At 40.6% G+C, this 22,364-nt stretch carries 35 protein-coding genes and 1 pseudogene; 35 read left to right on the top strand and 1 reads right to left on the bottom strand.

Features of this window, described 5'->3' with window-relative positions; translation table 11 throughout:
• Positions 1 to 102 precede the first annotated feature (102 nt).
• Together DXA07_RS09750 and DXA07_RS09755 are read left to right on the top strand one after the other, a co-directional pair.
• On the top strand, positions 103 to 726 hold the full coding sequence (locus tag DXA07_RS09750) for a metallophosphoesterase (RefSeq protein ID WP_118484457.1): 624 nt from the start codon (positions 103 to 105) through the stop codon (positions 724 to 726).
• A 114-nt stretch (positions 727 to 840) separates the two neighbouring features.
• Positions 841 to 2,154, top strand: a pseudogene (locus tag DXA07_RS09755) (citrate/2-methylcitrate synthase).
• A 70-nt stretch (positions 2,155 to 2,224) separates the two neighbouring features.
• Here DXA07_RS09755 and DXA07_RS09760 read toward each other — a convergent pair.
• Complete coding sequence (locus DXA07_RS09760) at positions 2,225 to 3,088, bottom strand: class I SAM-dependent methyltransferase (protein WP_118484434.1); 864 nt, start codon at positions 3,086 to 3,088, stop codon at positions 2,225 to 2,227.
• Between the two features lie 321 nt (positions 3,089 to 3,409).
• On the opposite strand from DXA07_RS09760, the gene DXA07_RS09765 reads away from it, so the two are divergent.
• From DXA07_RS09765 to DXA07_RS09925, 33 genes are all read left to right on the top strand, one after another.
• Positions 3,410 to 4,558, top strand: a complete 1,149-nt coding sequence (locus DXA07_RS09765) for an SAM-dependent methyltransferase (RefSeq protein ID WP_243000499.1) — start codon at positions 3,410 to 3,412, stop codon at positions 4,556 to 4,558.
• Entirely contained in the window at positions 4,555 to 5,430 is an 876-nt protein-coding gene (locus DXA07_RS09770; RefSeq protein WP_118484438.1) for an OST-HTH/LOTUS domain-containing protein, read from the top strand. The genes DXA07_RS09765 and DXA07_RS09770 overlap by 4 nt, the downstream gene beginning before the upstream one ends.
• A gap of 388 nt (positions 5,431 to 5,818) precedes the next feature.
• Positions 5,819 to 6,130 (top strand): 30S ribosomal protein S10, encoded by a 312-nt coding sequence (gene rpsJ / locus DXA07_RS09775; RefSeq protein ID WP_021944981.1) that lies wholly within the window; start codon positions 5,819 to 5,821, stop codon positions 6,128 to 6,130.
• A gap of 156 nt (positions 6,131 to 6,286) precedes the next feature.
• Entirely contained in the window at positions 6,287 to 6,970 is a 684-nt protein-coding gene (gene rplC, locus DXA07_RS09780) for a 50S ribosomal protein L3 (protein ID WP_008402751.1), read from the top strand.
• A 22-nt stretch (positions 6,971 to 6,992) separates the two neighbouring features.
• Positions 6,993 to 7,613, top strand: a complete 621-nt coding sequence (gene rplD, locus DXA07_RS09785) for a 50S ribosomal protein L4 (protein ID WP_117822139.1) — start codon at positions 6,993 to 6,995, stop codon at positions 7,611 to 7,613.
• The gene (gene rplW / locus DXA07_RS09790) at positions 7,613 to 7,912 is read left to right on the top strand and encodes a 50S ribosomal protein L23 (RefSeq protein ID WP_021944979.1); all 300 of its coding nucleotides are present in this window, start codon (positions 7,613 to 7,615) and stop codon (positions 7,910 to 7,912) included. Before rplD ends, rplW begins: the two co-directional genes overlap by 1 nt.
• Before the next feature lie 64 nt (positions 7,913 to 7,976).
• On the top strand, positions 7,977 to 8,822 hold the full coding sequence (gene rplB, locus DXA07_RS09795) for a 50S ribosomal protein L2 (protein WP_021944978.1): 846 nt from the start codon (positions 7,977 to 7,979) through the stop codon (positions 8,820 to 8,822).
• 19 nt (positions 8,823 to 8,841) lie between these two features.
• A complete protein-coding gene (gene rpsS, locus DXA07_RS09800) occupies positions 8,842 to 9,120 on the top strand; it encodes a 30S ribosomal protein S19 (protein ID WP_021944977.1) in 279 nt (92 codons plus the stop codon).
• A 31-nt stretch (positions 9,121 to 9,151) separates the two neighbouring features.
• Positions 9,152 to 9,538 carry a 50S ribosomal protein L22 gene (rplV, locus tag DXA07_RS09805; RefSeq protein WP_021944976.1) on the top strand — a complete coding sequence of 129 codons (387 nt, stop codon included), beginning with the start codon at positions 9,152 to 9,154 and terminating at the stop codon, positions 9,536 to 9,538.
• Between the two features lie 10 nt (positions 9,539 to 9,548).
• A complete protein-coding gene (gene rpsC / locus DXA07_RS09810; RefSeq protein ID WP_021944975.1) occupies positions 9,549 to 10,214 on the top strand; it encodes a 30S ribosomal protein S3 in 666 nt (221 codons plus the stop codon).
• Positions 10,214 to 10,651, top strand: a complete 438-nt coding sequence (gene rplP / locus DXA07_RS09815; RefSeq protein WP_008402742.1) for a 50S ribosomal protein L16 — start codon at positions 10,214 to 10,216, stop codon at positions 10,649 to 10,651. The genes rpsC and rplP overlap by 1 nt, the downstream gene beginning before the upstream one ends.
• Positions 10,641 to 10,844, top strand: a complete 204-nt coding sequence (rpmC, locus tag DXA07_RS09820; RefSeq protein WP_008402741.1) for a 50S ribosomal protein L29 — start codon at positions 10,641 to 10,643, stop codon at positions 10,842 to 10,844. The genes rplP and rpmC overlap by 11 nt, the downstream gene beginning before the upstream one ends.
• A 21-nt stretch (positions 10,845 to 10,865) precedes the next feature.
• Positions 10,866 to 11,123 (top strand): 30S ribosomal protein S17, encoded by a 258-nt coding sequence (gene rpsQ, locus DXA07_RS09825; protein ID WP_173783815.1) that lies wholly within the window; start codon positions 10,866 to 10,868, stop codon positions 11,121 to 11,123.
• Positions 11,124 to 11,136: 13 nt separating this feature from the next.
• Entirely contained in the window at positions 11,137 to 11,505 is a 369-nt protein-coding gene (rplN, locus tag DXA07_RS09830; RefSeq protein WP_021944974.1) for a 50S ribosomal protein L14, read from the top strand.
• A 13-nt stretch (positions 11,506 to 11,518) separates the two neighbouring features.
• Entirely contained in the window at positions 11,519 to 11,836 is a 318-nt protein-coding gene (gene rplX / locus DXA07_RS09835) for a 50S ribosomal protein L24 (protein WP_021944973.1), read from the top strand.
• A 20-nt stretch (positions 11,837 to 11,856) separates the two neighbouring features.
• Positions 11,857 to 12,396, top strand: coding sequence for a 50S ribosomal protein L5 (gene rplE, locus DXA07_RS09840; protein WP_008402736.1), 540 nt, complete (start codon positions 11,857 to 11,859; stop codon positions 12,394 to 12,396).
• A gap of 20 nt (positions 12,397 to 12,416) precedes the next feature.
• Positions 12,417 to 12,602, top strand: a complete 186-nt coding sequence (locus DXA07_RS09845) for a type Z 30S ribosomal protein S14 (RefSeq protein ID WP_008402734.1) — start codon at positions 12,417 to 12,419, stop codon at positions 12,600 to 12,602.
• A 24-nt stretch (positions 12,603 to 12,626) separates the two neighbouring features.
• Positions 12,627 to 13,028, top strand: a complete 402-nt coding sequence (gene rpsH, locus DXA07_RS09850; RefSeq protein ID WP_021944972.1) for a 30S ribosomal protein S8 — start codon at positions 12,627 to 12,629, stop codon at positions 13,026 to 13,028.
• Between the two features lie 292 nt (positions 13,029 to 13,320).
• Positions 13,321 to 13,860, top strand: a complete 540-nt coding sequence (rplF, locus tag DXA07_RS09855) for a 50S ribosomal protein L6 (RefSeq protein ID WP_021944971.1) — start codon at positions 13,321 to 13,323, stop codon at positions 13,858 to 13,860.
• A gap of 17 nt (positions 13,861 to 13,877) precedes the next feature.
• On the top strand, positions 13,878 to 14,246 hold the full coding sequence (gene rplR / locus DXA07_RS09860; RefSeq protein WP_008402729.1) for a 50S ribosomal protein L18: 369 nt from the start codon (positions 13,878 to 13,880) through the stop codon (positions 14,244 to 14,246).
• A 19-nt stretch (positions 14,247 to 14,265) separates the two neighbouring features.
• Positions 14,266 to 14,775, top strand: a complete 510-nt coding sequence (gene rpsE, locus DXA07_RS09865; RefSeq protein WP_008402728.1) for a 30S ribosomal protein S5 — start codon at positions 14,266 to 14,268, stop codon at positions 14,773 to 14,775.
• Positions 14,776 to 14,789: 14 nt separating this feature from the next.
• On the top strand, positions 14,790 to 14,972 hold the full coding sequence (rpmD, locus tag DXA07_RS09870) for a 50S ribosomal protein L30 (protein ID WP_008402727.1): 183 nt from the start codon (positions 14,790 to 14,792) through the stop codon (positions 14,970 to 14,972).
• Positions 14,973 to 14,996: 24 nt separating this feature from the next.
• The gene (gene rplO, locus DXA07_RS09875; RefSeq protein ID WP_117807169.1) at positions 14,997 to 15,437 is read left to right on the top strand and encodes a 50S ribosomal protein L15; all 441 of its coding nucleotides are present in this window, start codon (positions 14,997 to 14,999) and stop codon (positions 15,435 to 15,437) included.
• A gap of 2 nt (positions 15,438 to 15,439) precedes the next feature.
• Positions 15,440 to 16,753, top strand: a complete 1,314-nt coding sequence (gene secY, locus DXA07_RS09880; RefSeq protein ID WP_117807170.1) for a preprotein translocase subunit SecY — start codon at positions 15,440 to 15,442, stop codon at positions 16,751 to 16,753.
• 170 nt (positions 16,754 to 16,923) lie between these two features.
• Complete coding sequence (locus DXA07_RS09885) at positions 16,924 to 17,568, top strand: adenylate kinase (protein ID WP_021944968.1); 645 nt, start codon at positions 16,924 to 16,926, stop codon at positions 17,566 to 17,568.
• 1 nt (position 17,569) lies between these two features.
• Positions 17,570 to 18,337, top strand: coding sequence for a type I methionyl aminopeptidase (gene map, locus DXA07_RS09890; protein WP_021944967.1), 768 nt, complete (start codon positions 17,570 to 17,572; stop codon positions 18,335 to 18,337).
• 49 nt (positions 18,338 to 18,386) lie between these two features.
• A complete protein-coding gene (gene infA / locus DXA07_RS09895) occupies positions 18,387 to 18,605 on the top strand; it encodes a translation initiation factor IF-1 (protein WP_008402721.1) in 219 nt (72 codons plus the stop codon).
• Between the two features lie 179 nt (positions 18,606 to 18,784).
• On the top strand, positions 18,785 to 18,898 hold the full coding sequence (rpmJ, locus tag DXA07_RS09900; protein ID WP_015533797.1) for a 50S ribosomal protein L36: 114 nt from the start codon (positions 18,785 to 18,787) through the stop codon (positions 18,896 to 18,898).
• Between the two features lie 245 nt (positions 18,899 to 19,143).
• On the top strand, positions 19,144 to 19,512 hold the full coding sequence (gene rpsM, locus DXA07_RS09905; RefSeq protein ID WP_021944966.1) for a 30S ribosomal protein S13: 369 nt from the start codon (positions 19,144 to 19,146) through the stop codon (positions 19,510 to 19,512).
• Positions 19,513 to 19,624: 112 nt separating this feature from the next.
• Entirely contained in the window at positions 19,625 to 20,020 is a 396-nt protein-coding gene (gene rpsK, locus DXA07_RS09910; protein WP_008402719.1) for a 30S ribosomal protein S11, read from the top strand.
• Between the two features lie 19 nt (positions 20,021 to 20,039).
• On the top strand, positions 20,040 to 20,633 hold the full coding sequence (gene rpsD, locus DXA07_RS09915; RefSeq protein ID WP_008402717.1) for a 30S ribosomal protein S4: 594 nt from the start codon (positions 20,040 to 20,042) through the stop codon (positions 20,631 to 20,633).
• Between the two features lie 129 nt (positions 20,634 to 20,762).
• Positions 20,763 to 21,719 (top strand): DNA-directed RNA polymerase subunit alpha, encoded by a 957-nt coding sequence (locus tag DXA07_RS09920; RefSeq protein WP_008402715.1) that lies wholly within the window; start codon positions 20,763 to 20,765, stop codon positions 21,717 to 21,719.
• 71 nt (positions 21,720 to 21,790) lie between these two features.
• Positions 21,791 to 22,327, top strand: a complete 537-nt coding sequence (locus tag DXA07_RS09925) for a bL17 family ribosomal protein (RefSeq protein ID WP_117807171.1) — start codon at positions 21,791 to 21,793, stop codon at positions 22,325 to 22,327.
• Positions 22,328 to 22,364: the final 37 nt, after the last annotated feature.

Here is a 22,364-nt window from a genome sequence, read left to right on the forward strand (position 1 = left end):
GTCTTGTGATCCAGAGTACGAATGTAGATGAGCGGGTTTTCTTTATGGAAACAGGCGGGGTACAGTTTCGTAGAAAAGAAAAGAAAACACGGAGATACGGATATGAAGATTCTTGTTCTGGCGGATGCAGAATCAAAATACCTATGGGATTATTTTGATAAGAAAAAATTAGAAGGAATTGACTTGATCATTTCCTGCGGCGACCTGGCACCGCAGTATCTGTCGTTCCTTGCGACATTTACACATGCCCCGGTTCTGTATGTATATGGAAACCACGATACCTGTTATGCAGACACACCACCGGATGGCTGTATCTGCATTGACGATCGAATCTATGTATATAAAGGAATACGGATCCTGGGTCTTGGAGGCTGTATGGAGTATCAGTACAATGGTGCACCGCATCAGTATACCGAGAAAGCAATGGAGAAGCGCATTCGTAAGCTGGGTCGGCAGATAAGAAAACATCGTGGATTTGATATTATGATCACGCATGCCCCTGCGTACCGGATCAATGATTCCGAGGATCTTTGTCATACCGGTTTCAAGTGCTTCCGGACAATGATCGAAGACTATCATCCGCAGTATCTGGTACATGGTCATGTGCATAGTAATTATGGCAGGGATTTTGTACGGGAATCCAGATACCTGGATACCACGATCATAAATGCATTTGAAAAATATATTATAGAAATAGATGAGACTGCCTCACAGGCAGCGAAATAGTCTTGCAAGCTAGGCGAAAGTTTGATAAACTTAAGCTTGGCTTAAATACTATATTCGAAAGGAGATAGAGGTTTGGAAAAGGGAAGTGCAGAGTACGAGAAAATTTTAGATGAACTGGTTGGTTATTGCAATGATTCAGGTACGATCGATCAGAACCTCTATGTTACATATGATGTTAAGAGAGGCCTCGTGATTCAAATGGAAAAGGTGTCTTAACAGGTCTGACAGAGATTTCAGATGTATCCGGTTTTGCGGTTCAGGATGGTGAACTGGTTCCTTCAGACGGAAGACTCTATATTCAGGGATATAATATCGAAGATCTGGAACGTGGATTTCACGGAAGCAAGTTCGGCTTTGAGGAGACAATCTACCTGCTTTTATTCGGTGAACTGCCGACCAGAACTCAGTTTAATAAATTTAAGGAATTGATGGAGACGTTCCGGGAGCTCCCAAGAAAGTTTGCTCGTGATGTGATTTTAAAAGCACCAAGTAAGAATATGATGAATGTCTTACAGCGATGTGTGCTTACTTTATATTCATATGATGACTGCCCGGATGACATCAGCATTCGAAATGTCCTCGTCAAAGTATGGAACTGATTGCACAGTTTCCGCTGATCGCTGCATATGGCTATCAGGCTATAAGCATTATTATCAGGATAAGAGTCTTATCATTCACAATCCGAAGCCGGGCCTTTCGACAGCAGAGAATTTCCTCCGCCTGATCCGTGCGGATAAGAAGTATACTGAGCTTGAAGCGCAGGTACTGGATATCTGTCTGGTGCTTCATTCAGAGCATGGTGGTGGTAACAACTCCACATTTACAACACATGTTATATCATCAACCGGAACTGATACCTATTCAACCGTTGCCGGTTCTCTCGGTTCTTTAAAAGGACCGAAGCATGGTGGTGCGAACCTGAAGGTTCAGCAGATGATGGATGACTTGAAGTCTCATGTAAAAGACTGGAGCGATGAAGCGGCGATCCGTGAATATCTTCAGGGACTGCTTGATAAGAAGGGCTTTGATCATAGCGGTCTGATCTATGGTATGGGACATGCTGTTTATACGGTGTCCGATCCAAGAGCCAAGATCCTGAAACGTTATGCCGGAAGACTTGCAGAAGAAAAGGGTATGCAGGAGGAGTTCAAGCTGTACACGGATATTGAACGGATCTCTATGGAACTTCTTGCAAAGAAGCGAAACTCCGTTATCTCGGCAAATGTCGATTTCTACAGTGGATTTGTATATCGTATGCTTGATATACCGATCGAACTGTTTACTCCGATCTTCGCAATCGCAAGAATTGCAGGCTGGAGTGCACATAGAATAGAAGAGCTGGTAAATGCCGGTAAGATCATCCGTCCGGCTTACAAATATGTCGGAACGCATAAGACATATCTGGATATGGACGAGAGAAACTGGTAGGACTATATAAAATAAATACGGGACAATTATTAGGTTTGCTTCACAAAGATAATAATTGTCCCGTATTTGTTTATTTACTCCATCTTCCGGCAGCGCCGCATGGCAGTACCAGACCGGAGCCTGTAACCGGAAGTCCTACTTCGTCGGAGATAACATGACCGCCGAATTTAGACTGTACCTCGGTTGCTATCATATAGGTAAGAACGGCTGGTGCAAGTCCGGTCGTATAGGAATTGACCAGGAAGAAAAGCGGATCATCACAGAGCAGCTCGCTGCACAGCTTGATAAATGGATGTATCTTTTCTTCGATCTTCCAGATCTCGCCCTTTGGTCCTCGGCCGTAGGATGGTGGGTCCATAATGATCGCATCATAGTGATTGCCACGGCGGATCTCACGTTCTACGAATTTTACACAGTCATCAACGATCCAGCGGATCGGAGCATCTCCGAGTCCGGATGAGACTGCATTTTCCTTTGCCCATGTAACCATGCCCTTAGAAGCATCAACATGAGTAACTGCCGCACCTGCTTTTGCTGCCGCACAGGTTGCACCGCCGGTGTAAGCGAAAAGGTTTAATACCTTGATCTCTTTCTTTTTCGATGAGCGGATCAGGTCAGAGAACCAGTCCCAGTTGGCTGCCTGTTCCGGAAACAGACCGGTGTGTTTGAAGCTGAATGGTTTTAGGTTAAAGGTCAGATCTTTATAATGAATCGACCATTGCTGCGGAAGGTTAAAGAACTCCCATTCACCGCCGCCCTTATTGCTGCGGTGGTAGTGACCATTTAGCTGCTTCCAGCGTTTATCTGTTTTTGGAGTTGACCACAGAACCTGTGGATCAGGACGAAGGAGAATGTATTTGCCCCATCGTTCCAGTTTTTCTCCATCTGAACAATCTATTACTTCATAATCCTGCCAGTGATCGGCTGTCCACATAATCGATATCCTCGTTTCGTTTGAAATATTTATATAAAACTACTATATTATAAGGTGCAGTCATTTTCAAGTCAACGATGAAATCTGCATAGAAAGAAAATGAAATCGGCATATAAGGAAAACAAATTGACCGATATCTGCCGGGGTGATAAAATCACAGCAGTAGAGCAAAACGAAAATATATAATTACAATAGATAATTTGGGATGTAATGAATGCCAAATTATTTGCTCGTGAGAATGTTAATTATGTGAAGGACATTTCATGAGCTGTGTTTCACAAAATGATAAGCAGATACAAGACAGAAAACATGGAGAAATATATGGATATTATAAAAGAGATCGTGGAGACACATCCACATAAGGTCGTACTGAGCAATGGAAAGGGAGAATACAAGAAGATCATATTTGCCCGGAAGGTATTAAAGGGCAGAAATGCATATCAGCTTGAGAAATATACACAGACGCAGGTCTTTCATGAGAATATCGAAGAAGGAAGGCTGGCAGAGCATATTGCGATGCATTTTCCGGCAGAGTTTAAGCAGATGAATGCATTTTCTCTGACAACAGATTATGATGTAAAAGCAGGCAAAAAAGGAAATCTGGCAGTCAGTCGCAGACAGGCGGAGAATAAGACGATATTGGTCGGCGGTAATAATCGCAAGAAGAAATATATTCTGGATGAGGGAATGGATATTCCTGCATTCCGGGAGCTTGGAATATTTACCAAAGAGGGAAAAGTAGTTTCCTCCATGTATGATAAGTTCCGTCAGATCAACCGCTTTATCGAGATGGTCGATGATGTGTTAAAGACTTATAAAGGCGATGAGATCAACATTATTGATTTTGGATGCGGCAAATCCTATCTGACTTTCTTCTTATATTATTATATAGTAGAGATCCGTCATATGACAGCACATATCACAGGGCTTGATCTGAAAGAACAGGTAATAAAGAACTGTAATAAGCTGGCAGAAAAATGCGGATATACAGATCTGAAGTTTAAAATCGGTGATATTAATGGATATCGGACAGACCGTAAGGTGGATATGGTAGTGACCTTGCATGCCTGTGATACGGCAACTGACTATGCGCTCTATAATGCGATCTGCTGGAACACGACATACATCTTATCTGTTCCGTGCTGCCAGCATGAGTTAAATAAACAGATCCGGTCGGAGGAGTTGTCGGCACTGACCAAGTACGGAATCATCAAGGAACGGACAGCGGCATTGATGACTGATGCGATCCGTGGATGTATGCTGGAATATTGTGGATATAAGACAGATCTGTTGGAATTTATTGATATTGAACATTCACCTAAAAATATTCTGATCCGGGCAGTGAAGAAACCGGTATCAGAGGAGAAACGGGAGCGGGCAAAAGCAGAAGCGGAACGGTTGTGCCGGACCTTTGGCATTCACCAGACTCTGATGCAGCTTGTGCTGACGGAAGAAAGGAGCCATTCATGAAGCGGATTTTAATATATGATTGTAATACAGTGGATACCGTTTATGCACCGCTTGTATGCAGAGAGATCATGATTCAGGATGATCTGATCGACCGTCTGGCATGCGGCTATGTTTCAAAAGCTTCGAAAGAAGAACTGCAGAAGCAGGGATTTCGCGTGATGGGAGCAGAAGAAAGGGGAAATCATGCCGGCTGCACTTTTATAACAGAATTGGTTGCCCATGCATTTGACCGGCAGGTCGGAGGAATCGATATTGTGACCGATGATGATACGATCCTGGCGGCAGTTGTAAAGGCACAGGAGCAGGGCAAGAATATTCGGGTATTTGGCAGTAACGTACACAGCGAATCGTTTATCCGCAGATGTAATCGCTTCTGTTATATAGATATTTTGCAGGGCTATGAACCGGAACAGTGTCTGACACCATTATCAGAGATTGTATCTGATGTCTACCGCATTATAATAGAAGAAAGAGCTTCGGGTATCTGTACAGAACTGGCAGGATTGATATATAAGCTCACAAAGCTGCACACAGAATTCGATACCAGAAACTATGGATATACCAGCATGGAAGAACTAATTCTGAAAAATGGAAAAGATATTCAATTCTATAAAGCTGGAGAGCAGTATTATCTCGAGATGATCGATGACCGGGAAAACGTAGAACACTTTATCACATCGTATCTGTCAGAACGGAATAACAAGATAGATGATATGCAGGAGCTGTTTGATGCATTATCAGAAGAATTCGAACGATTTGATACCAGAAATTATGGTTACGCATCGGATATCGCTTTTCTTTTAAGTTTCCCGAAACTGGAAATATATAATAACAGGGGCGTGAAGCTGAAGCAGAGCTTTAAGCTGAAATAAGCGATAACGTTTCTATTGTGCATTATATATAGAAGAAACAGATAAAATATAACAGTATGACGGATGAAAAAGTGCAGGGAAATATAATAAAAAATTTCTTAAAAAATATAGAAAAAATGCTTGCATTCCGCAAAAACGTGTTATATAATCAAACGTGCTGTGACATGATAGCGTTGAAACGGAGGTTGCTGTATCGCATAGATACAGGTTTTTCGTGGAGCGAATGTCAATAAAGAATTACTGACGACAAGTCACTGTACCAATAACTGTCTATCAAAAGGATAGAAACGACGTGTTGATTCTGATTTAATTCAGGATACACACGGGAGAGTGTACAGTCACCACTTGTTGTACTATTAAAAAGTGCGAAAAGGAGGCGGCTTTTTTTATGGCAAAACAGATTATGAGAATCACATTGAAGGCGTACGACCACAAACTTATCGATCAGGCTGCTGGACAGATCATCGATACTGTTAAAAAGACAGGAGCTAAAGTCAGCGGACCGGTTCCAATGCCTACAAAGGTTGAGAAGATTACAATCCTCAGAGCTGTTCATAAGTACAAAGATTCAAGAGAACAGTTCGAGCAGAGAACTCATAAGAGATTAATCGACGTGATTGCACCAACACAGAAGACAATTGATGCATTACAGAAGATCGATTTATCAGCTGGCGTATACATCGACGTAAAGATGAAATAATCAGCCACAAAAATTAGAAGTGAACTAATCAAATCACAAAAAAACAAACATAGCACGAAACAGTGCACAAGCAGTAACCTAATGCATCCGAAGGATGTAATTTAGTATGATTGTCAAGACAATCCGCTGTGAATTAAATTAGGAGGAAAACTTAAAATGAAGAAAGCTATTTTAGCAACAAAAGTCGGAATGACTCAGATCTTCGACGAAAACGGCGTTTTAGTGCCGGTAACAGTTTTACAGGCTGGTCCATGTGTTGTAACCCAGGTAAAAACAGTTGAGAATGACGGTTATGATGCAATTCAGGTAGGATTCGGCGAAAAGAAAGAAAGAATCACAACAAAAGATGTATCAGGAAAGAAAGTAATCAGAAACCCACATGGTGCTGGTAAGGCAGAAGTTGGACATGCAAAGAAAGCAAACACAACACCTAAGACTTTCTACAGAGAGTTCAGACTTGATGACTGTGCTCAGTACGAACTTGGTGCAGAGATCAAAGCCGATGTATTTGCTGAAGGAGACAAGATTGACGTCACAGCAAAGACAAAAGGTAAGGGATATGCAGGCGGTCTTAAGAGACACGGCTTAAAGTCAGGTCCTTCAGGACATGGTTCCAAGTATCACAGACATGCAGGTTCAAACGGTTCAGCTACTACACCAGGTAGAGTATTCAAAGGTAAGAAGATGCCTGGACATATGGGTAGCGTAAGAGTTACAATCCAGAACCTTGAGGTAGTTAAGATAGATGTAGAAAATGATGTTATTTTGGTAAAGGGCGCAGTTCCGGGACCAAAGAAATCATTAGTAATGATTAAGGATACAGTAAAGACTGGCAAGTAGTCTTTAGGAAGGAGGAACGAAAATGGCATCAGTTAAGGTTTATGACATCGAAGGAAAAGAAGTTGAGACATTAGAACTCAATGATTCTGTATTCGGTGTAGAGATAAATGAACATTTAATGCATCTGGCTGTAGTTGGCCAGCTGGCAAATAGCCGTCAGGGTACACAGAGCGCAAAGACTCGTTCTGAAGTATCAGGTGGTGGAAGAAAGCCATGGAGACAGAAAGGAACAGGTCATGCAAGACAGGGTTCAACAAGATCTCCACAGTGGACAGGTGGCGGAGTTGTATTTGCACCAAAGCCAAGAGATTATTCAGTTAAGATGAATAAGAAAGAAAAGCAGCTTGCTATGAAGTCAGCACTTTCAGCAAAGCTTGCAGAAGATAAACTTGTTGTAGTTGACAAGATTGAATTAGAAGAGGTTAAGACAAGTGTATTCGCAAAGATCCTTGCAAATCTTAAAGCTCCTAAGTCATTAGTAGTAACAAAGGACAAGAACGACAAGGTTGTTCTTTCAGCAAACAACATTCCAACAGTTAAGACAACAGCTACAAACTCACTGAGTGTATATGACATTCTTAAGTATGATAAGCTTGTTCTTACAAAGGATGCTGTAGCAGCAATTGAGGAGGTGTACGCATAATGGCAGACATCAAATATTATGACGTTATACTTAAGCCTGTAATCACAGAGAAAAGTATGAATGCAATGGCAGAGAAGAAGTACACATTTCTTGTACACCCGGAAGCAACAAAGTCTCAGATCAAAGAAGCTGTAGAGAAGATGTTCGAAGGAACAGAAGTTGCTAAGGTTAACACCATGAACAATGACGGTAAGGTTAAGAGACGTGGCGTAACACTTGGAAGAACAGACAAGTACAAGAAAGCAATCGTTAAACTTACAGAAGCAAGCAAAGAGATCGAAATTTTCGAAGGACTGTAAAATAACGAAACAGATTTATACGCAAAAAAGCGTGACAATAAATTGAACCGAAAGGAGAACAAAAATGGGAATTAAGACATATAACCCATATACACCTTCCAGAAGAAATATGACTGGCCTTGATTTTTCAGAGATCACAAAATCAACACCTGAGAAATCACTCGTTGTATCAATGAGCAAGACAGCTGGTCGTAATAATCAGGGAAAGATCACAGTTAGACATCACGGTGGTGGTGAGAAACGTAAATACAGAATTATAGATTTCAAGAGAAACGATAAGGATGGAATTCCAGCAACAGTTAATGCAATCGAATATGATCCAAACAGATCAGCAAACATTGCACTTCTGTTCTACGCTGATGGCGAGAAGAGATACATCCTTGCTCCTTATAAGTTAGCAGTAGGAGATGTTCTTATGAGTGGTGCTGAAGCAGAGATCAAAGTTGGTAACTGCCTCCCACTTCAGAATATTCCAGTTGGTACATTAGTACACAACATCGAGTTATACCCAGGTAAGGGCGGACAGCTTGTTCGTTCAGCAGGTAACTCAGCACAGCTTATGGCTAAGGAAGGAAAGTATGCAACATTAAGACTTCCTTCAGGCGAAATGAGAATGGTTCCAATCATCTGCCGTGCAACAATCGGTCAGGTAGGAAACATTGAGCATGGCCTTGTTAACATTGGTAAAGCCGGACGTAAACGTCACATGGGTATTAGACCAACAGTTCGTGGTTCTGTTATGAACCCTAATGACCATCCACATGGTGGTGGTGAAGGTAGAGCACCAATCGGTCGTTCAGGCCCTTCAACTCCATGGGGTAAGCCAGCAATGGGATTAAAGACAAGAAAGAAGAACAAGCAGTCTAATAAGATGATCGTAAGAAGAAGAGACGGCAAGAGCATTAAATAGTTAATAAGGAGGTATGACAATGGCTCGTTCATTAAAAAAAGGACCATTCGCAGATGAGCATTTACTCAAGAAGATAGATGCTATGAATGCAAGCAATAGCAAAGAAGTTGTTAAGACCTGGTCAAGACGTTCAACAATTTTCCCATCATTCGTAGGTCATACAATCGCAGTTCATGATGGAAGAAAGCATGTACCTGTATATGTTACAGAAGACATGGTTGGACATAAGCTTGGTGAGTTCGTAGTTACCAGAACCTACAGAGGTCATGGTAAAGACGAAAAGAAGGGTAGAAGATAATATTTGGAATATTTGAAAGGAGGACTAAATCATGGCTAAAGGACATAGATCCCATGATAAGAGACTCAGAAATGAGAATAAAGATACCAGACCATCAGCTAAGGTATCATATGCAAGAGTGTCAGTAACAAAGGCTTGTTTCGTATTAGATGCCATCAGAGGTAAGGATGTTCAGACTGCACTTGGTATTCTGACATACAACCCAAGATATGGTTCAAGTGTTATAGAGAAGCTGTTAAAGTCAGCAATCGCAAATGCTGAAAACAACAATGGACTTAAGGCAGAGGACCTTTATGTAGCAGAGTGCTACGCTAACAAGGGACCTACAATGAAGAGAGTTCATCCAAGAGCCCAGGGTAGAGCATATAGAATCGAGAAGAGAACAAGTCACATCACAATCGTGCTTGACGAGAGATAGGAGGTAAATAATGGGACAGAAAGTTAATCCTCATGGTTTAAGAGTCGGCGTTATCAAAGATTGGGATTCAAGATGGTATGCTGACACAAAGAATGATGAATTTTCTAACAACCTTGTAGAAGATCATAAAATCAGAACTTATTTAAAGAAGACACTTTACAATGCAAATATCTCAAAGATCGAGATCGAGAGAGCTGCAGACAGAGTAAAGGTTGCATTATATACAGCTAAGCCTGGTGTTATCATCGGTAAGGGCGGAGCTGGAATCGAAAAGATCAAAGCAGATGCACAGAAGCTTACAGATAAGAAGCTGTTCATCGATGTAAAAGAAATCAAGAAGCCGGATGCAGACGCACAGTTAGTAGCTGAGAACATTGCAGCACAGCTTGAGAATCGTATCTCATTCAGAAAAGCAATGAAGTCATGCATGAGCAGAACAATGAAAGCCGGAGCGCTTGGTATCAAGGCTTCATGTTCAGGACGTCTTGGTGGTGCTGATATGGCTAGAACAGAGTTCTACAGCCAGGGAACAATTCCTCTTCAGACACTTCGTGCTGACATTGATTATGGTTTTGCTGAAGCAGACACAACATTTGGTAAAGTTGGTGTTAAGACATGGGTTTACCATGGTGAAGTACTTCCTGTAAAAGGAAAGAAGGAAGGAGCGGATAAATAATGTTAATGCCTAAGAGAGTAAAGCGTCGTAAGCAGTTCAGAGGAACTATGGCTGGTAAGGCACTTAGAGGCAATAAGATTACAAACGGTCAGTATGGTTTAGTAGCACTTGAGCCTGCATGGATCAAGTCAAACCAGATCGAAGCAGCCCGTATTGCGATGACAAGATATATGAAGCGTAGTGGTAAAGTATTTATCAAGATCTTCCCTGATAAGCCAGTTACAGCTAAGCCGGCTGAAACTCGTATGGGTTCAGGTAAGGGAGCACTTGAGTACTGGGTAGCAGTTGTTAAGCCAGGCAGAGTTATGTTTGAGATTGCAGACGTACCTGAAGAAGTAGCAAAAGAAGCTTTAAGACTTGCTATGCACAAGCTTCCACTTAAGTGTAAGATCGTTTCAAAAGAAGAATTAGAGGAGGTAGCAGGCAGTGAAAACTAAGGACTATATGAACGAATTAAATGCTAAATCTGTTGATGAGCTTCAGAACGAATTAGTAGCTGCAAAGAAGGAATTATTTAACTTAAGATTCCAGAATGCTACAAATCAGTTAGAGAACACAAGCAGAATCAAAGATGTAAGAAAGAATATTGCAAGAATACAGACAGTTATAGCCCAGAAGGCTAATGCTTAATTATCTTAGAAGGAGGAATATATTGTGGAAAGAAATCTGAGAAAAACACGTGTAGGTATCGTTACAAGTGACAAGATGGACAAGACAATCGTTGTTTCTATCGTAGATAATGTTAAGCATCCTCTTTATGGAAAGATCGTAAAGAGAACTTACAAGTTAAAGGCTCATGATGAGAAGAATGAGTGCAATATTGGCGATAGAGTAAGAGTTATGGAGACAAGACCTTTATCAAAGGATAAGAGATGGAGACTTGTTGAGATTATAGAGAAGGCTAAATAAGGAGGCAAATAAAATGGTTCAGCAGGAAACAAGACTTAAAGTTGCTGATAATACTGGTGCCAAAGAGCTCCTTTGCATCAGAGTTTTAGGCGGCTCAGTAAGAAGATATGCAAATATCGGCGATGTCATCGTTGCCTCAGTTAAAGACGCAACACCAGGCGGAGTTGTTAAAAAAGGTGATGTTGTTAAGGCCGTAGTAGTAAGATCAAAGAAGGGCGCTCGTCGTAAGGATGGTTCATACATCAAGTTTGATGAGAACGCAGCAGTTATTATAAAAGACGATTTAAATCCAAGAGGAACACGTATCTTTGGACCAGTTGCAAGAGAGTTAAGAGACAAGAAGTTCATGAAGATTGTCTCACTTGCACCTGAAGTATTATAAGGAGGTGTAGACCATGGCAACATTAAAGATTAAGAAAGATGATATGGTACAGGTTATTGCCGGCAAGGATAAAGGCAAAGAAGGCAAGGTCCTTCATGTTGACAAGAAGAACGGTACTGTAGTCGTTGAAGGCGTAAATAAAGTATTTAAGCACAGCAAGCCAAGCATGGCTAACCAGGCAGGCGGAATTATCGAAATGGAAGCTCCAATGGACATCTCCAATGTAATGTATCTTTACAAAGGCAAGCCGGTAAGAGTTGGTTTTGAAGGAACAGGTAAAGATAAAGTCCGTGTTGCTAAAGTAGATGGCAAAACAGAGAAGATAGATTAATTGGAAGGAGGTCGTCTTAGTTGAGTAGACTTAGAGAAAAGTATGACGCTGAAATTAAAAGCGCCATGACTGAAAAATTTGGATATAAAAATGTAATGCAGATCCCAAAGCTTGATAAGATCGTTATTAACATGGGCGTTGGTGAAGCAAGAGAAAATGCTAAAGTTTTAGACGCAGCTATCAAGGATCTTGAAACAATCGCCGGTCAGAAGGCAGTTGTTACACGTGCGAGAAAGTCAGTTGCTAACTTCAAGTTAAGAGAAGGAATGCCTATCGGATGTAAAGTAACACTTCGTGGCGAGAAGATGTATGAGTTCTTAGATCGTCTTGTAAACCTTGCACTTCCTCGTGTACGTGACTTTAGAGGTGTTAACCCTAACGGTTTCGATGGCAGAGGTAACTATGCTTTAGGAATCAAGGAACAGCTCATTTTCCCGGAAATCGAGTACGATAAGATTGATAAAGTCAGAGGTATGGATATCATCTTTGTTACAACAGCAGAGACAGACGAAGAAGGTCGCGAACTGTTAACATTATTTGGTATGCCTTACAGCAAATAATTAAAGGAGGAAGATTCGTTATGGCTAAGACAGCAATGAAAGTTAAACAGCAGCGTAAACAGAAGTTCTCATCAAGAGAATATACACGTTGCAAGATTTGTGGACGTCCACACTCAGTATTAAAGAAATACGGAATCTGTAGAATCTGCTTCCGTGAATTAGCATACAAGGGACAGATCCCTGGCGTTAAGAAATCAAGCTGGTAAGAGATAGAAGGAGGAAGAAACATTATGTCAATGAGCGATCCAATAGCAGATATGCTTACAAGAATTCGTAATGCTAACACAGCAAAACATGATACAGTAGAAATCCCTGCTTCAAAGATGAAAAAGGCTATTGCTGACATCCTTTTATCAGAAGGATATGTTCAGGCAGTAGACATTATCGAAGATGGTAAGTTTGAGACAATCAAAATTACATTGAAGTATGGTGCAGATAAGAACGAGAAGATCATCACAGGCCTTAAGAGAATCTCTAAGCCAGGTCTTCGTGTATATGCAAGCAAGGATGAGCTTCCAAGAGTACTTGGTGGACTCGGAACTGCAATTATTTCAACAAACAAAGGTGTACTTACTGACAAGGAAGCAAGAAAGCAGAATGTTGGTGGCGAAGTATTAGCATTTGTTTGGTAGGCATTGAGCACTTAGTGAGCACAAGCTGAAAGCGCCGTGCGAAGTTAGTGCGAAAGCCCATCCCGAGACTTAACGAATACGAGTCGAAGACGATGGATGAGTTTAGTTCGAGTGGATGTCATTAGAGCACTTAGTGAGCACAAGCTGAAAGCACCGTGCGAAGTTAGTGCGAAAGCTGATAAAACAATCCCTCCGGCATCATTTCCTGAAAAATACCGGAGGTTAAAGCCTGCATGGATACACTCCGTGCAGCACAAATACAAATAATATAAATTTTAAGGAGGAAGGCGAAATGTCACGTATCGGAAGAATGCCTATCGCTGTACCTGCAGGAGTGACTGTAGATATCGCAGAAAATAATAAAGTGACTGTTAAAGGACCAAAGGGAACACTTGAGAGAGTTCTCCCAGCAGAAATGGATATTAAGTTAGAAGCTGATGTAATCACAGTTTCAAGACCTAATGATTTAAAGAAGATGAAGTCTTTACACGGACTTACCAGAACACTTATCCACAACATGATCATTGGTGTTACAGAGGGTTATGTTAAGGATCTGGAAGTAAACGGTGTAGGTTATAGAGCTCAGAAGCAGGGCAATAAATTAGTTCTTGCTCTTGGTTATTCACATCCAGTTGAGATGGTTGACCCAGAAGGTATCGAAGTAAAGGTTGATGGTAACAAGATTTCAGTTGTTGGTATTGACAAGGAAAAAGTTGGTCAGTATGCAGCAGAGATCAGAGAAAAGAGAGCACCGGAACCTTACAAGGGCAAAGGTATCAAGTATGTTGACGAGACTATCAGACGTAAAGTTGGTAAGACTGGTAAGAAATAATAAAGGAGTGAGATAAGATGGTTAATAAAGAATCAAGAAGCGAAGTTCGTATTAAGAAGCATATGCGTGTTCGTAATCATTTAGCTGGAACAGCAGATAGACCACGTTTAGCGGTTTTCAGAAGTAATAATCATATGTACGCTCAGATTATTGATGATTCAGTTGGAAACACAATTGTAGCAGCATCAACAGTAGAGAAGTCAATCAAGGAAGCACTTGAGCAGACAGATAATGTAGATGCAGCAGCATACGTTGGTAAAGTTGTTGCTGAAAGAGCACTGGAAAAGGGAATCAAGACTGTTGTATTTGACAGAGGAGGATTCATCTACCAGGGTAAGGTTCAGGCATTAGCAGATGCAGCAAGAGAAGCTGGTCTAGAATTCTAAGAAGGAGGAAGAACAACATATGAAGCGTGAAATAATTGATGCTAGTAAATTAGAATTAGAAGATAAAGTAGTAGATATCAAACGTGTAACTAAGGTTGTTAAGGGCGGACGTAATTCTAGATTTGCATGTCTTGTAGTTGTTGGTGACAAAAACGGTCATGTAGGCGTAGGCGTTGGTAAGGCTGTAGAAATTCCTGAAGCTATCCGTAAGGGTAAGGAAGATGCAGCTAAGCACCTTGTTACAGTTCCTGTAAATGAAAACGGAAGTATCCCATATGATTGGAACGGAGAATTTGGTAGTGCAACAGTATTGCTTAAGTCAGCTCCAGAAGGTACTGGTATTATCGCCGGTGGTCCTGCTCGTAACGTACTTGAGCTTGCTGGATACAAGAATATCCGTACAAAATCCTTAGGATCAAACAACAAACAGAACGTAGTTCTTGCAACAATCAAAGGTCTTTCAGAGATCAAGACTCCGGAAGAGATCGCAAGACTTCGTGGAAAATCTGTTGATGAGATACTTAACTAAGGAGGTATTATAAGATGGCAGATAAGTTAAAAGTTACTTTAGTAAAATCACCAATCGGATGCGTACCAAAGCATAAGAGAACTGTAGAAGCATTAGGTCTTAAGAAGGTAAACAAGTCAGTTGAACTTCCTAACAATGCTGCAACTCTTGGTATGGTTAAGCAGGTTAGTTATTTAGTAAAGGTAGAAGAGATTTAATTATATTTGAAGGAGGTGCAGGTCGTGAATTTATCAACATTAAAGCCAGCAGAAGGTTCTAAGCATAGTACTAATTTCAGAGTAGGCCGTGGTCATGGTTCAGGAAATGGTAAGACTGCAGGTAAGGGCCATAAGGGTCAGAAGGCACGTTCAGGATCACCTAGACCAGGATTTGAAGGCGGACAGATGCCTTTATATAGAAGAATCCCTAAGAGAGGATTTACATGTATCAATCACAAAGATATCGTTGCAATCAATGTTTCAGTTCTTGATCGTTTCGAGGATGGAGCAGAGGTTACAGTAGATACACTTGTTGAATGCGGTATCGTAAAGAATCCACGTGATGGAGTTAAGATTCTTGGAAATGGAGAGTTAACAAAGAAGCTTACAGTTAAGGCAAATGCTTTTTCAAAGTCAGCAGCCGAGAAGATTGAAGCTCTTGGCGGAAAAGCAGAGGTGATCTAATAATGTTTAAAACCTTTATCAACGCATTCAAAGTAAAGGAATTAAGACAGAAATTATTATACACATTCTTTGTTCTCATAGTAGTCAGGCTGGGAAGCCTGATTACTGTACCGGGAATCCGTGCAGATGCAATTAAAGAATATCTAAGTAACGCACTTGGAGATTCCTTCAATCTGTTCAGCTCATTCACCGGAGGATCGTTCGATCAGATGTCAATATTTGCATTGAACGTAACACCATATATTACATCTTCCATTATCATCCAGCTTCTTACCATAGCAATTCCAGCTCTGGAAGAAATGCAGAAAGATGGTGAAGACGGAAGAAAGAAAATTACAGCAATTACCCGTATCTTAACGATTGGTCTTGCAATTCTGGAAAGTGCAGGTCTTGCGATCAATTTCGGAAGAAAAGGATTCATGGACAGCTACAATTTCTGGACAGTGCTTTCAATGATCGTTATCCTTACAGGTGGTAGTGCATTTGTAATGTGGCTTGGCGAACGTGTAACAGATCGTGGTGTGGGAAATGGTATTTCCATTATCCTGTTGATCAACATCGTATCAACCATGCCAAATGATTTCAAGAATATTTACACACAGTTCATCAAAGGCAAAGATGCAGTCAGAATGTGTCTGATCGCGCTTCTGGTTGTTGCAATTGTTGTATGTGTAACCATTCTTGTATGTATGCTTCAGGGAGCTGAAAGAAAGATTCCTGTACAGTATGCAAAGAAAGTTCAGGGTAGAAAGCAGATGGGAGGTCAGTCCTCCAACATTCCACTTAAGGTAAATACAGCAGGCGTTATTCCTGTAATCTTCGCTTCTTCACTGATGGCGATTCCTTCTATTATAACGAGTTTATTTGGAAAGAGTCCATCCGGTGTCGGTGCTAAGATCCTTCAGGGAATGAGCCAGTCATACTGGTTTAATCCGAACTATCCTTGGGGATTCCTTGGATTGGCAGTATATATCTTACTGGTATTCTTCTTCGCGTATTTCTATACAGCAATTACCTTCAATCCAATGGAGATTGCAAATAACATGAAGAAGAGCGGTGGTTTTGTACCGGGTATTCGACCAGGTAAGCCAACCCAGGACTATTTAAATAAAATACTGAACTATATTATATTTATCGGAGCAGTTGGTCTTTTGATCGTTGCGATGATTCCTATGTTCTTCAACGGATTTTTCAGTGTAAATGTTTCATTCGGTGGAACATCCATCATCATCGTAGTTGGTGTTGTAATTGAAACCATGAAGAGTCTGGAATCACAGATGTTAGTAAGACATTATCAGGGATTCTTATTAGATTAATTGTAAGATACAGATATAAAAAACACGAAAAATGGGAGTGTACACTTGTGCACTTCCTATTCGTGTATTATAGTATAAGTATCTATGGCTTGTTCATTTGGAGGACGGCTGATAACAGGAGGGATTGCAATGAACGTATCCCGCAGGAAAATAAAAAATGGAGGTTATATATGAAGATAATTATGTTAGGTGCGCCAGGCGCAGGCAAAGGTACACAGGCTAAAATGATCGCTGAGAAGTACGGAGTACCACATATCTCAACAGGAGATATTTTCAGAGCAAACATCAAGAACGGAACAGAACTCGGAGCAAAGGCAAAAGAATATATGGATAAGGGACTTCTTGTTCCGGATGAATTAGTTGTAGATCTGGTAATTGACAGATTCAAAGCAGACGACTGCGCAAAGGGATATATCCTTGATGGATTTCCAAGAACTATTCCACAGGCAGAGGCACTTGACAAAGCATTATCAGCAATCGGTGATTCTGTAGACTATGCGATCAACGTAGAAGTACCGGATGAGAATATCGTTCGCAGAATGTCCGGAAGACGTGCATGCGTTGGCTGTGGTGCAACATATCATATTGTATATAACCCTACAAAAGTGGAAGGCAAATGTGATGTATGTTCATCCGATCTTATCTTAAGAGATGACGATCAGCCGGAAACAGTATTAAACAGACTGAAAGTATATCATGAGCAGACACAGCCATTGATCGATTTCTATGCTAAGAAAGGAATCCTGAAAGAAGTTGATGGAACAATGGATATGAATGATGTATTTGCAGCAATCGTTAAGATTTTAGGTGAATAAAATGGCAATATCTATAAAATCTGAGAGAGAAATTGAATTGATGAAAGAAGCCGGTAGAATTCTGGCTCTCACACATGAGGAGCTGAAGAAGGCGATCAAACCGGGAATCACAACCTATGAGATCGATAAACTTGGTGAAGAAGTGATCAGAAGCTATGGCTGTATTCCTTCCTTCCTGAATTATAACGGTTATCCGGCATCTATCTGTGTATCCGTGAATGAGGAAGTTGTTCATGGTATACCATCAAAGACAAGATTTCTGAAAGAGGGCGACATAGTAAGTCTTGATGCAGGCGTTATCTATGAAGGATATCACTCCGATGCAGCAAGAACTTATGGAGTAGGAAAGATTTCGCCGGAAAATGAGCATCTGATTGCAGTTACAAAGCAGAGCTTTTTCGAAGCAATGAAGGTTGCTGTTCCGGGAAATCATATTCGAGATATCGGAAGGGCTGTAGAGCAGTATGTTTTGAAATTTGGATATGGAATCGTAGAAGATCTGGTTGGACATGGTGTTGGAGCAAATCTTCATGAGGATCCGGAAATACCGAATTTTGAAACGATCAAAAAAGGACCAAAGCTGAAACCGGGAATGACGATCGCAATCGAACCGATGATAACAGCAGGTGATTATGAAGTAGACTGGCTGGATGATGACTGGACTGTCGTAACCGTGGATGGTTCCAATGCAGCACACTATGAGAACACGATCCTTATTACAGAGGACAAACCGATCATCTTGTCGCAGGCAGAAGGATTGGAATTATAGAAAATAAAAAATGAATTCAAAATCTCAAGGATTTTAAGGAGGATTAAAAATGTCAAAGGCAGACGTAATTGAAGTAGAAGGAACAGTAATCGAGAAGTTACCAAATGCAATGTTTCAGGTAGAGATCGAGAATGGTCATAAGGTTTTAGCACACATTAGTGGTAAGCTCAGAATGAATTATATCAAGATCCTTCCGGGTGATAAGGTAACAATTGAATTATCACCATACGACCTGACAAAGGGAAGAATTGTTTGGAGAGATAAATAAATTCTTCTATATAAAGAGGTATGTAATGAACATCCTGTAAAGATATTCCCTTTATAGGATGTGATTTATCATAATAATCCCATTAATATGAAAAAAATAGAAAATGGGACTTGCATTCTATTGTGAAAAATGATAGAATGCTTATTCGTAGCGGACTTTTTTTGAAAGGAGATTTTCTAATGAAGGTTAGAGCATCAGTAAAACCTATATGCGATAAGTGCAAAGTTATCAAGAGAAAGGGTATCGTTAGAGTTATCTGCGAGAATCCAAAGCACAAACAGCGTCAGGGTTAATCAAAAAAAGAAACTGGGTATCCGGATGATAGCCCATCCATATGATATCTTGTTTTTTAAGTATCAACACACACGGATGTGTTGTAAATTTTAAAAGCGGCTGTAGCATAATCATTATATGCTAGTAAAAATAAAAAAACAGGCAGCGAGATGGAAACATATGCATTTCACCTCAGCATTTTTATGTTGAGATATGTCGAGATCCGATATGCCGGACAGAAGAATTTTTACGGAGGTTAATTAGAATGGCTCGTATTTCAGGTGTTGATTTACCAAGAGACAAGCGTGTTGAGATTGGTCTTACTTATGTATATGGTATAGGTTTGACATCTTCACAGCGTATCCTTAAGGAAGCAAATGTTAATCCTGACACACGTTGTAATGATTTAACTGATGATGAAGTAAGAAGAATCAGCGAAGTAATCAATGCAACACAGACTGTTGAAGGAGATTTACGTAGAGAAGTAGCGCTTAACATCAAGCGTTTACAGGAAATTGCATGCTACCGTGGTAAGCGTCATAGACAGGGACTTCCTGTTCGTGGACAGAAGACAAAGACAAACGCAAGAACACGTAAGGGACCTAAGAAGACAGTAGCAAACAAGAAAAAATAATACTGTTTTCATTTGTTCTTATATATAGTAGAAGATAAGAGATCTTCTGCACCGGGCAGAAGATAAAGTACATTTGTATAAATTTGGAAAACCATAGGAGGTTTAAGAGTTAATGGCTAAGCAAGTTACTAAAAAAGTGGCTAAGAAGCGTGTCAGAAAGAGTGTTCAGCACGGACAGGCTCATATTCAGTCATCTTTCAATAATACAATCGTTACATTAACAGACGCTGAAGGTAATGCACTTTCATGGGCAAGTGCTGGCGGTTTAGGATTCAAGGGTTCTAAGAAGTCAACACCATATGCTGCTCAGATGGCTGCTGAGACAGCTGCAAAGGCTGCTGCTCCTTACGGATTAAAGACTGTTGATGTTATGGTAAAAGGCCCAGGCTCAGGTAGAGAAGCAGCTATCCGTGCTCTCGCAGCTTGCGGTATCGATGTTGTAAGTATCAAAGACGTTACACCAGTTCCACATAATGGTTGTCGTCCACCAAAGAGAAGAAGAGTCTAATTAGGAGGTACAGAGTAAGATGGCAGTAGATAGAACCCCAGTTCTTAAGAGATGCAGATCTTTAGGCATGGAGCCAATGTATCTCGGAATTGACAAGAAATCAAATAGAAAATCAACAAGAGCAAACAGAAAAGTAAGTGAGTATGGTTTACAGCTTCGTGAAAAGCAGAAGGCTAAGTTCATTTACGGTGTATTAGAGAAGCCTTTCCGTAACCTTTACGCTAAGGCAGAGCAGCAGAAGGGCTTAACAGGTCCTAACCTTATGACATTACTTGAGTTAAGACTTGATAATGTTATCTTCAGATTAGGTTTTGCAAGAACAAGAAGAGAAGCAAGACAGATTGTAGATCACAAGCATGTACTTGTTAATGGAAAGAGTGTTAACATTCCTTCATACCAGGTAAAGGCCGGAGACAAGATCGAGATCAGAGAGAAGAGCAAATCCTTACAGAGATATAAGGATATCATTGCTGCAACAGAAGGACATTTAGTTCCAGGTTGGTTAACCGCTGACAGAGAAAACCTTTGTGGAGAAGTAGTTGAGAAGCCAAACAGAGAGCAGATCGATGTTCCTGTAAACGAGACCCTTATTGTCGAGTTATATTCCAAGTAATAAGAATAAATATGATCATCCGTACATCCATCCGGGGTTTACCCGTGTGGATGTCTGGATGCAGAATATATTTATGATATTTGCAAAGTTGGAGTATACCAGTTAATTACCCATAAAGGAGGGGCTTAAATGTTTGAGTTTGAGAAACCAAAAATTGAGATAGTTGAGATTTCAGATGATAACAAGTATGGTAAGTTTGTAGTAGAGCCTTTAGAGAGAGGCTATGGTACAACCCTTGGTAATTCATTAAGAAGAATTATGCTTTCTTCATTACCTGGTACAGCAGTAACACACGTTAAGATTAAAGGTGTTTTACATGAGTTCAGTTCTATTCCCGGAGTAAAGGAAGATGTAACTGAGATCGTTATGAATATCAAGTCTTTAGTAATAAAGAACAATTCATTAACAAATGAGCCGAAGCAGGCTTATATCGATGTAGCTGGTGATTGTGTTGTCAGAGCATCCGATATTCATGTAGACGGCGATATCGAGATCATCAATCCTGATCTTGTAATTGCAAATCTTAGTGGCCCGGATGCAAGACTTGAGATGGAACTCACCATCGGCAACGGCAGAGGCTACGTTGGTTCTGATAAGAATAAAGAAGCAGATGCACCGATTGATGTCATCGCTATTGATTCTATATATACACCGGTTGAGAGAGTTAATCTTACAGTTCAGAATACTCGTGTTGGTCAGGTTACAGATTATGATAAGCTGACACTTGATGTATTTACAAATGGTGCTATCGCACCGGATGAGGCTGTCAGCCTCGCTGCAAGAGTCCTTGTAGAACATTTGAACCTGTTCGTTGATCTGTCTGAGAACGCAAAATCCGTTGATGTAATGGTTGAGAGCGTAACAGATGAGAAGGAAAAGGTTCTGGAAATGAATATTGATGAGCTTGAATTATCAGTTCGTTCATACAACTGCTTAAAGAGAGCCGGTATCAATACAGTTGAAGAATTGATCAATAAGACCCCGGAGGATATGATGAAAGTTCGTAACCTCGGTCGTAAGTCATTAGATGAAGTATTAGCTAAGCTGAAAGAATTAGGCTTATCACTGAATGACAGTGAGGAATAATACTTTTTACCACTCAAGCCGAATAATAGTAAGCACAGTGAAGACCCGCAAGGGTAAGGAGGATAAATAAAATGGCAATGTATAGAAAACTTGGAAAAGCAAGCGCACAGAGAAATGCATTACTTCGTAACCAGGTAACACAGTTATTATACCATGGTAAAATCAGAACAACAGAAGCTAGAGCTAAGGAAGTTGTTAAGATTGCAGAGAAGCTTATCACATTAGCAGTTAAGGAAAAGGATAACTATGATGAAGTTACCGTTACCGCTAAGGTTGCTAAGAAAGATAAAGATGGTAAGAGAGTGAAGGAAGTTGTTGATGGTAAGAAAGTTACTGTATATGATGAAGTAGAAAAGACCATCAAGAAAGATCAGCCTTCAAGACTTCATGCAAGAAGAGAAATGCTTAAGGTATTATATCCGGTTGTTGAAGTTCCTGCAGATGCTGCCGGAAAGAAAGCTGGTACAAAGAAAGTTGATTTAACAAGCAAGTTATTCGATGAGTACGGTACAAAGTACGCAGGACGCAAGGGTGGTTACACAAGAATCATCAAGATCGGTCAGCGTAAGGGCGATGCTGCAATGGAAGTTATTCTTGAGTTAGTATAATTATAAACATAAGGGCTGTCAGGTACATGTATGTGTA

This window comes from Clostridium sp. AM54-37XD (assembly GCF_003478225.1).
In the GTDB taxonomy this organism is placed as follows: domain Bacteria; phylum Bacillota; class Clostridia; order Lachnospirales; family Lachnospiraceae; genus Coprococcus; species Coprococcus ammoniilyticus.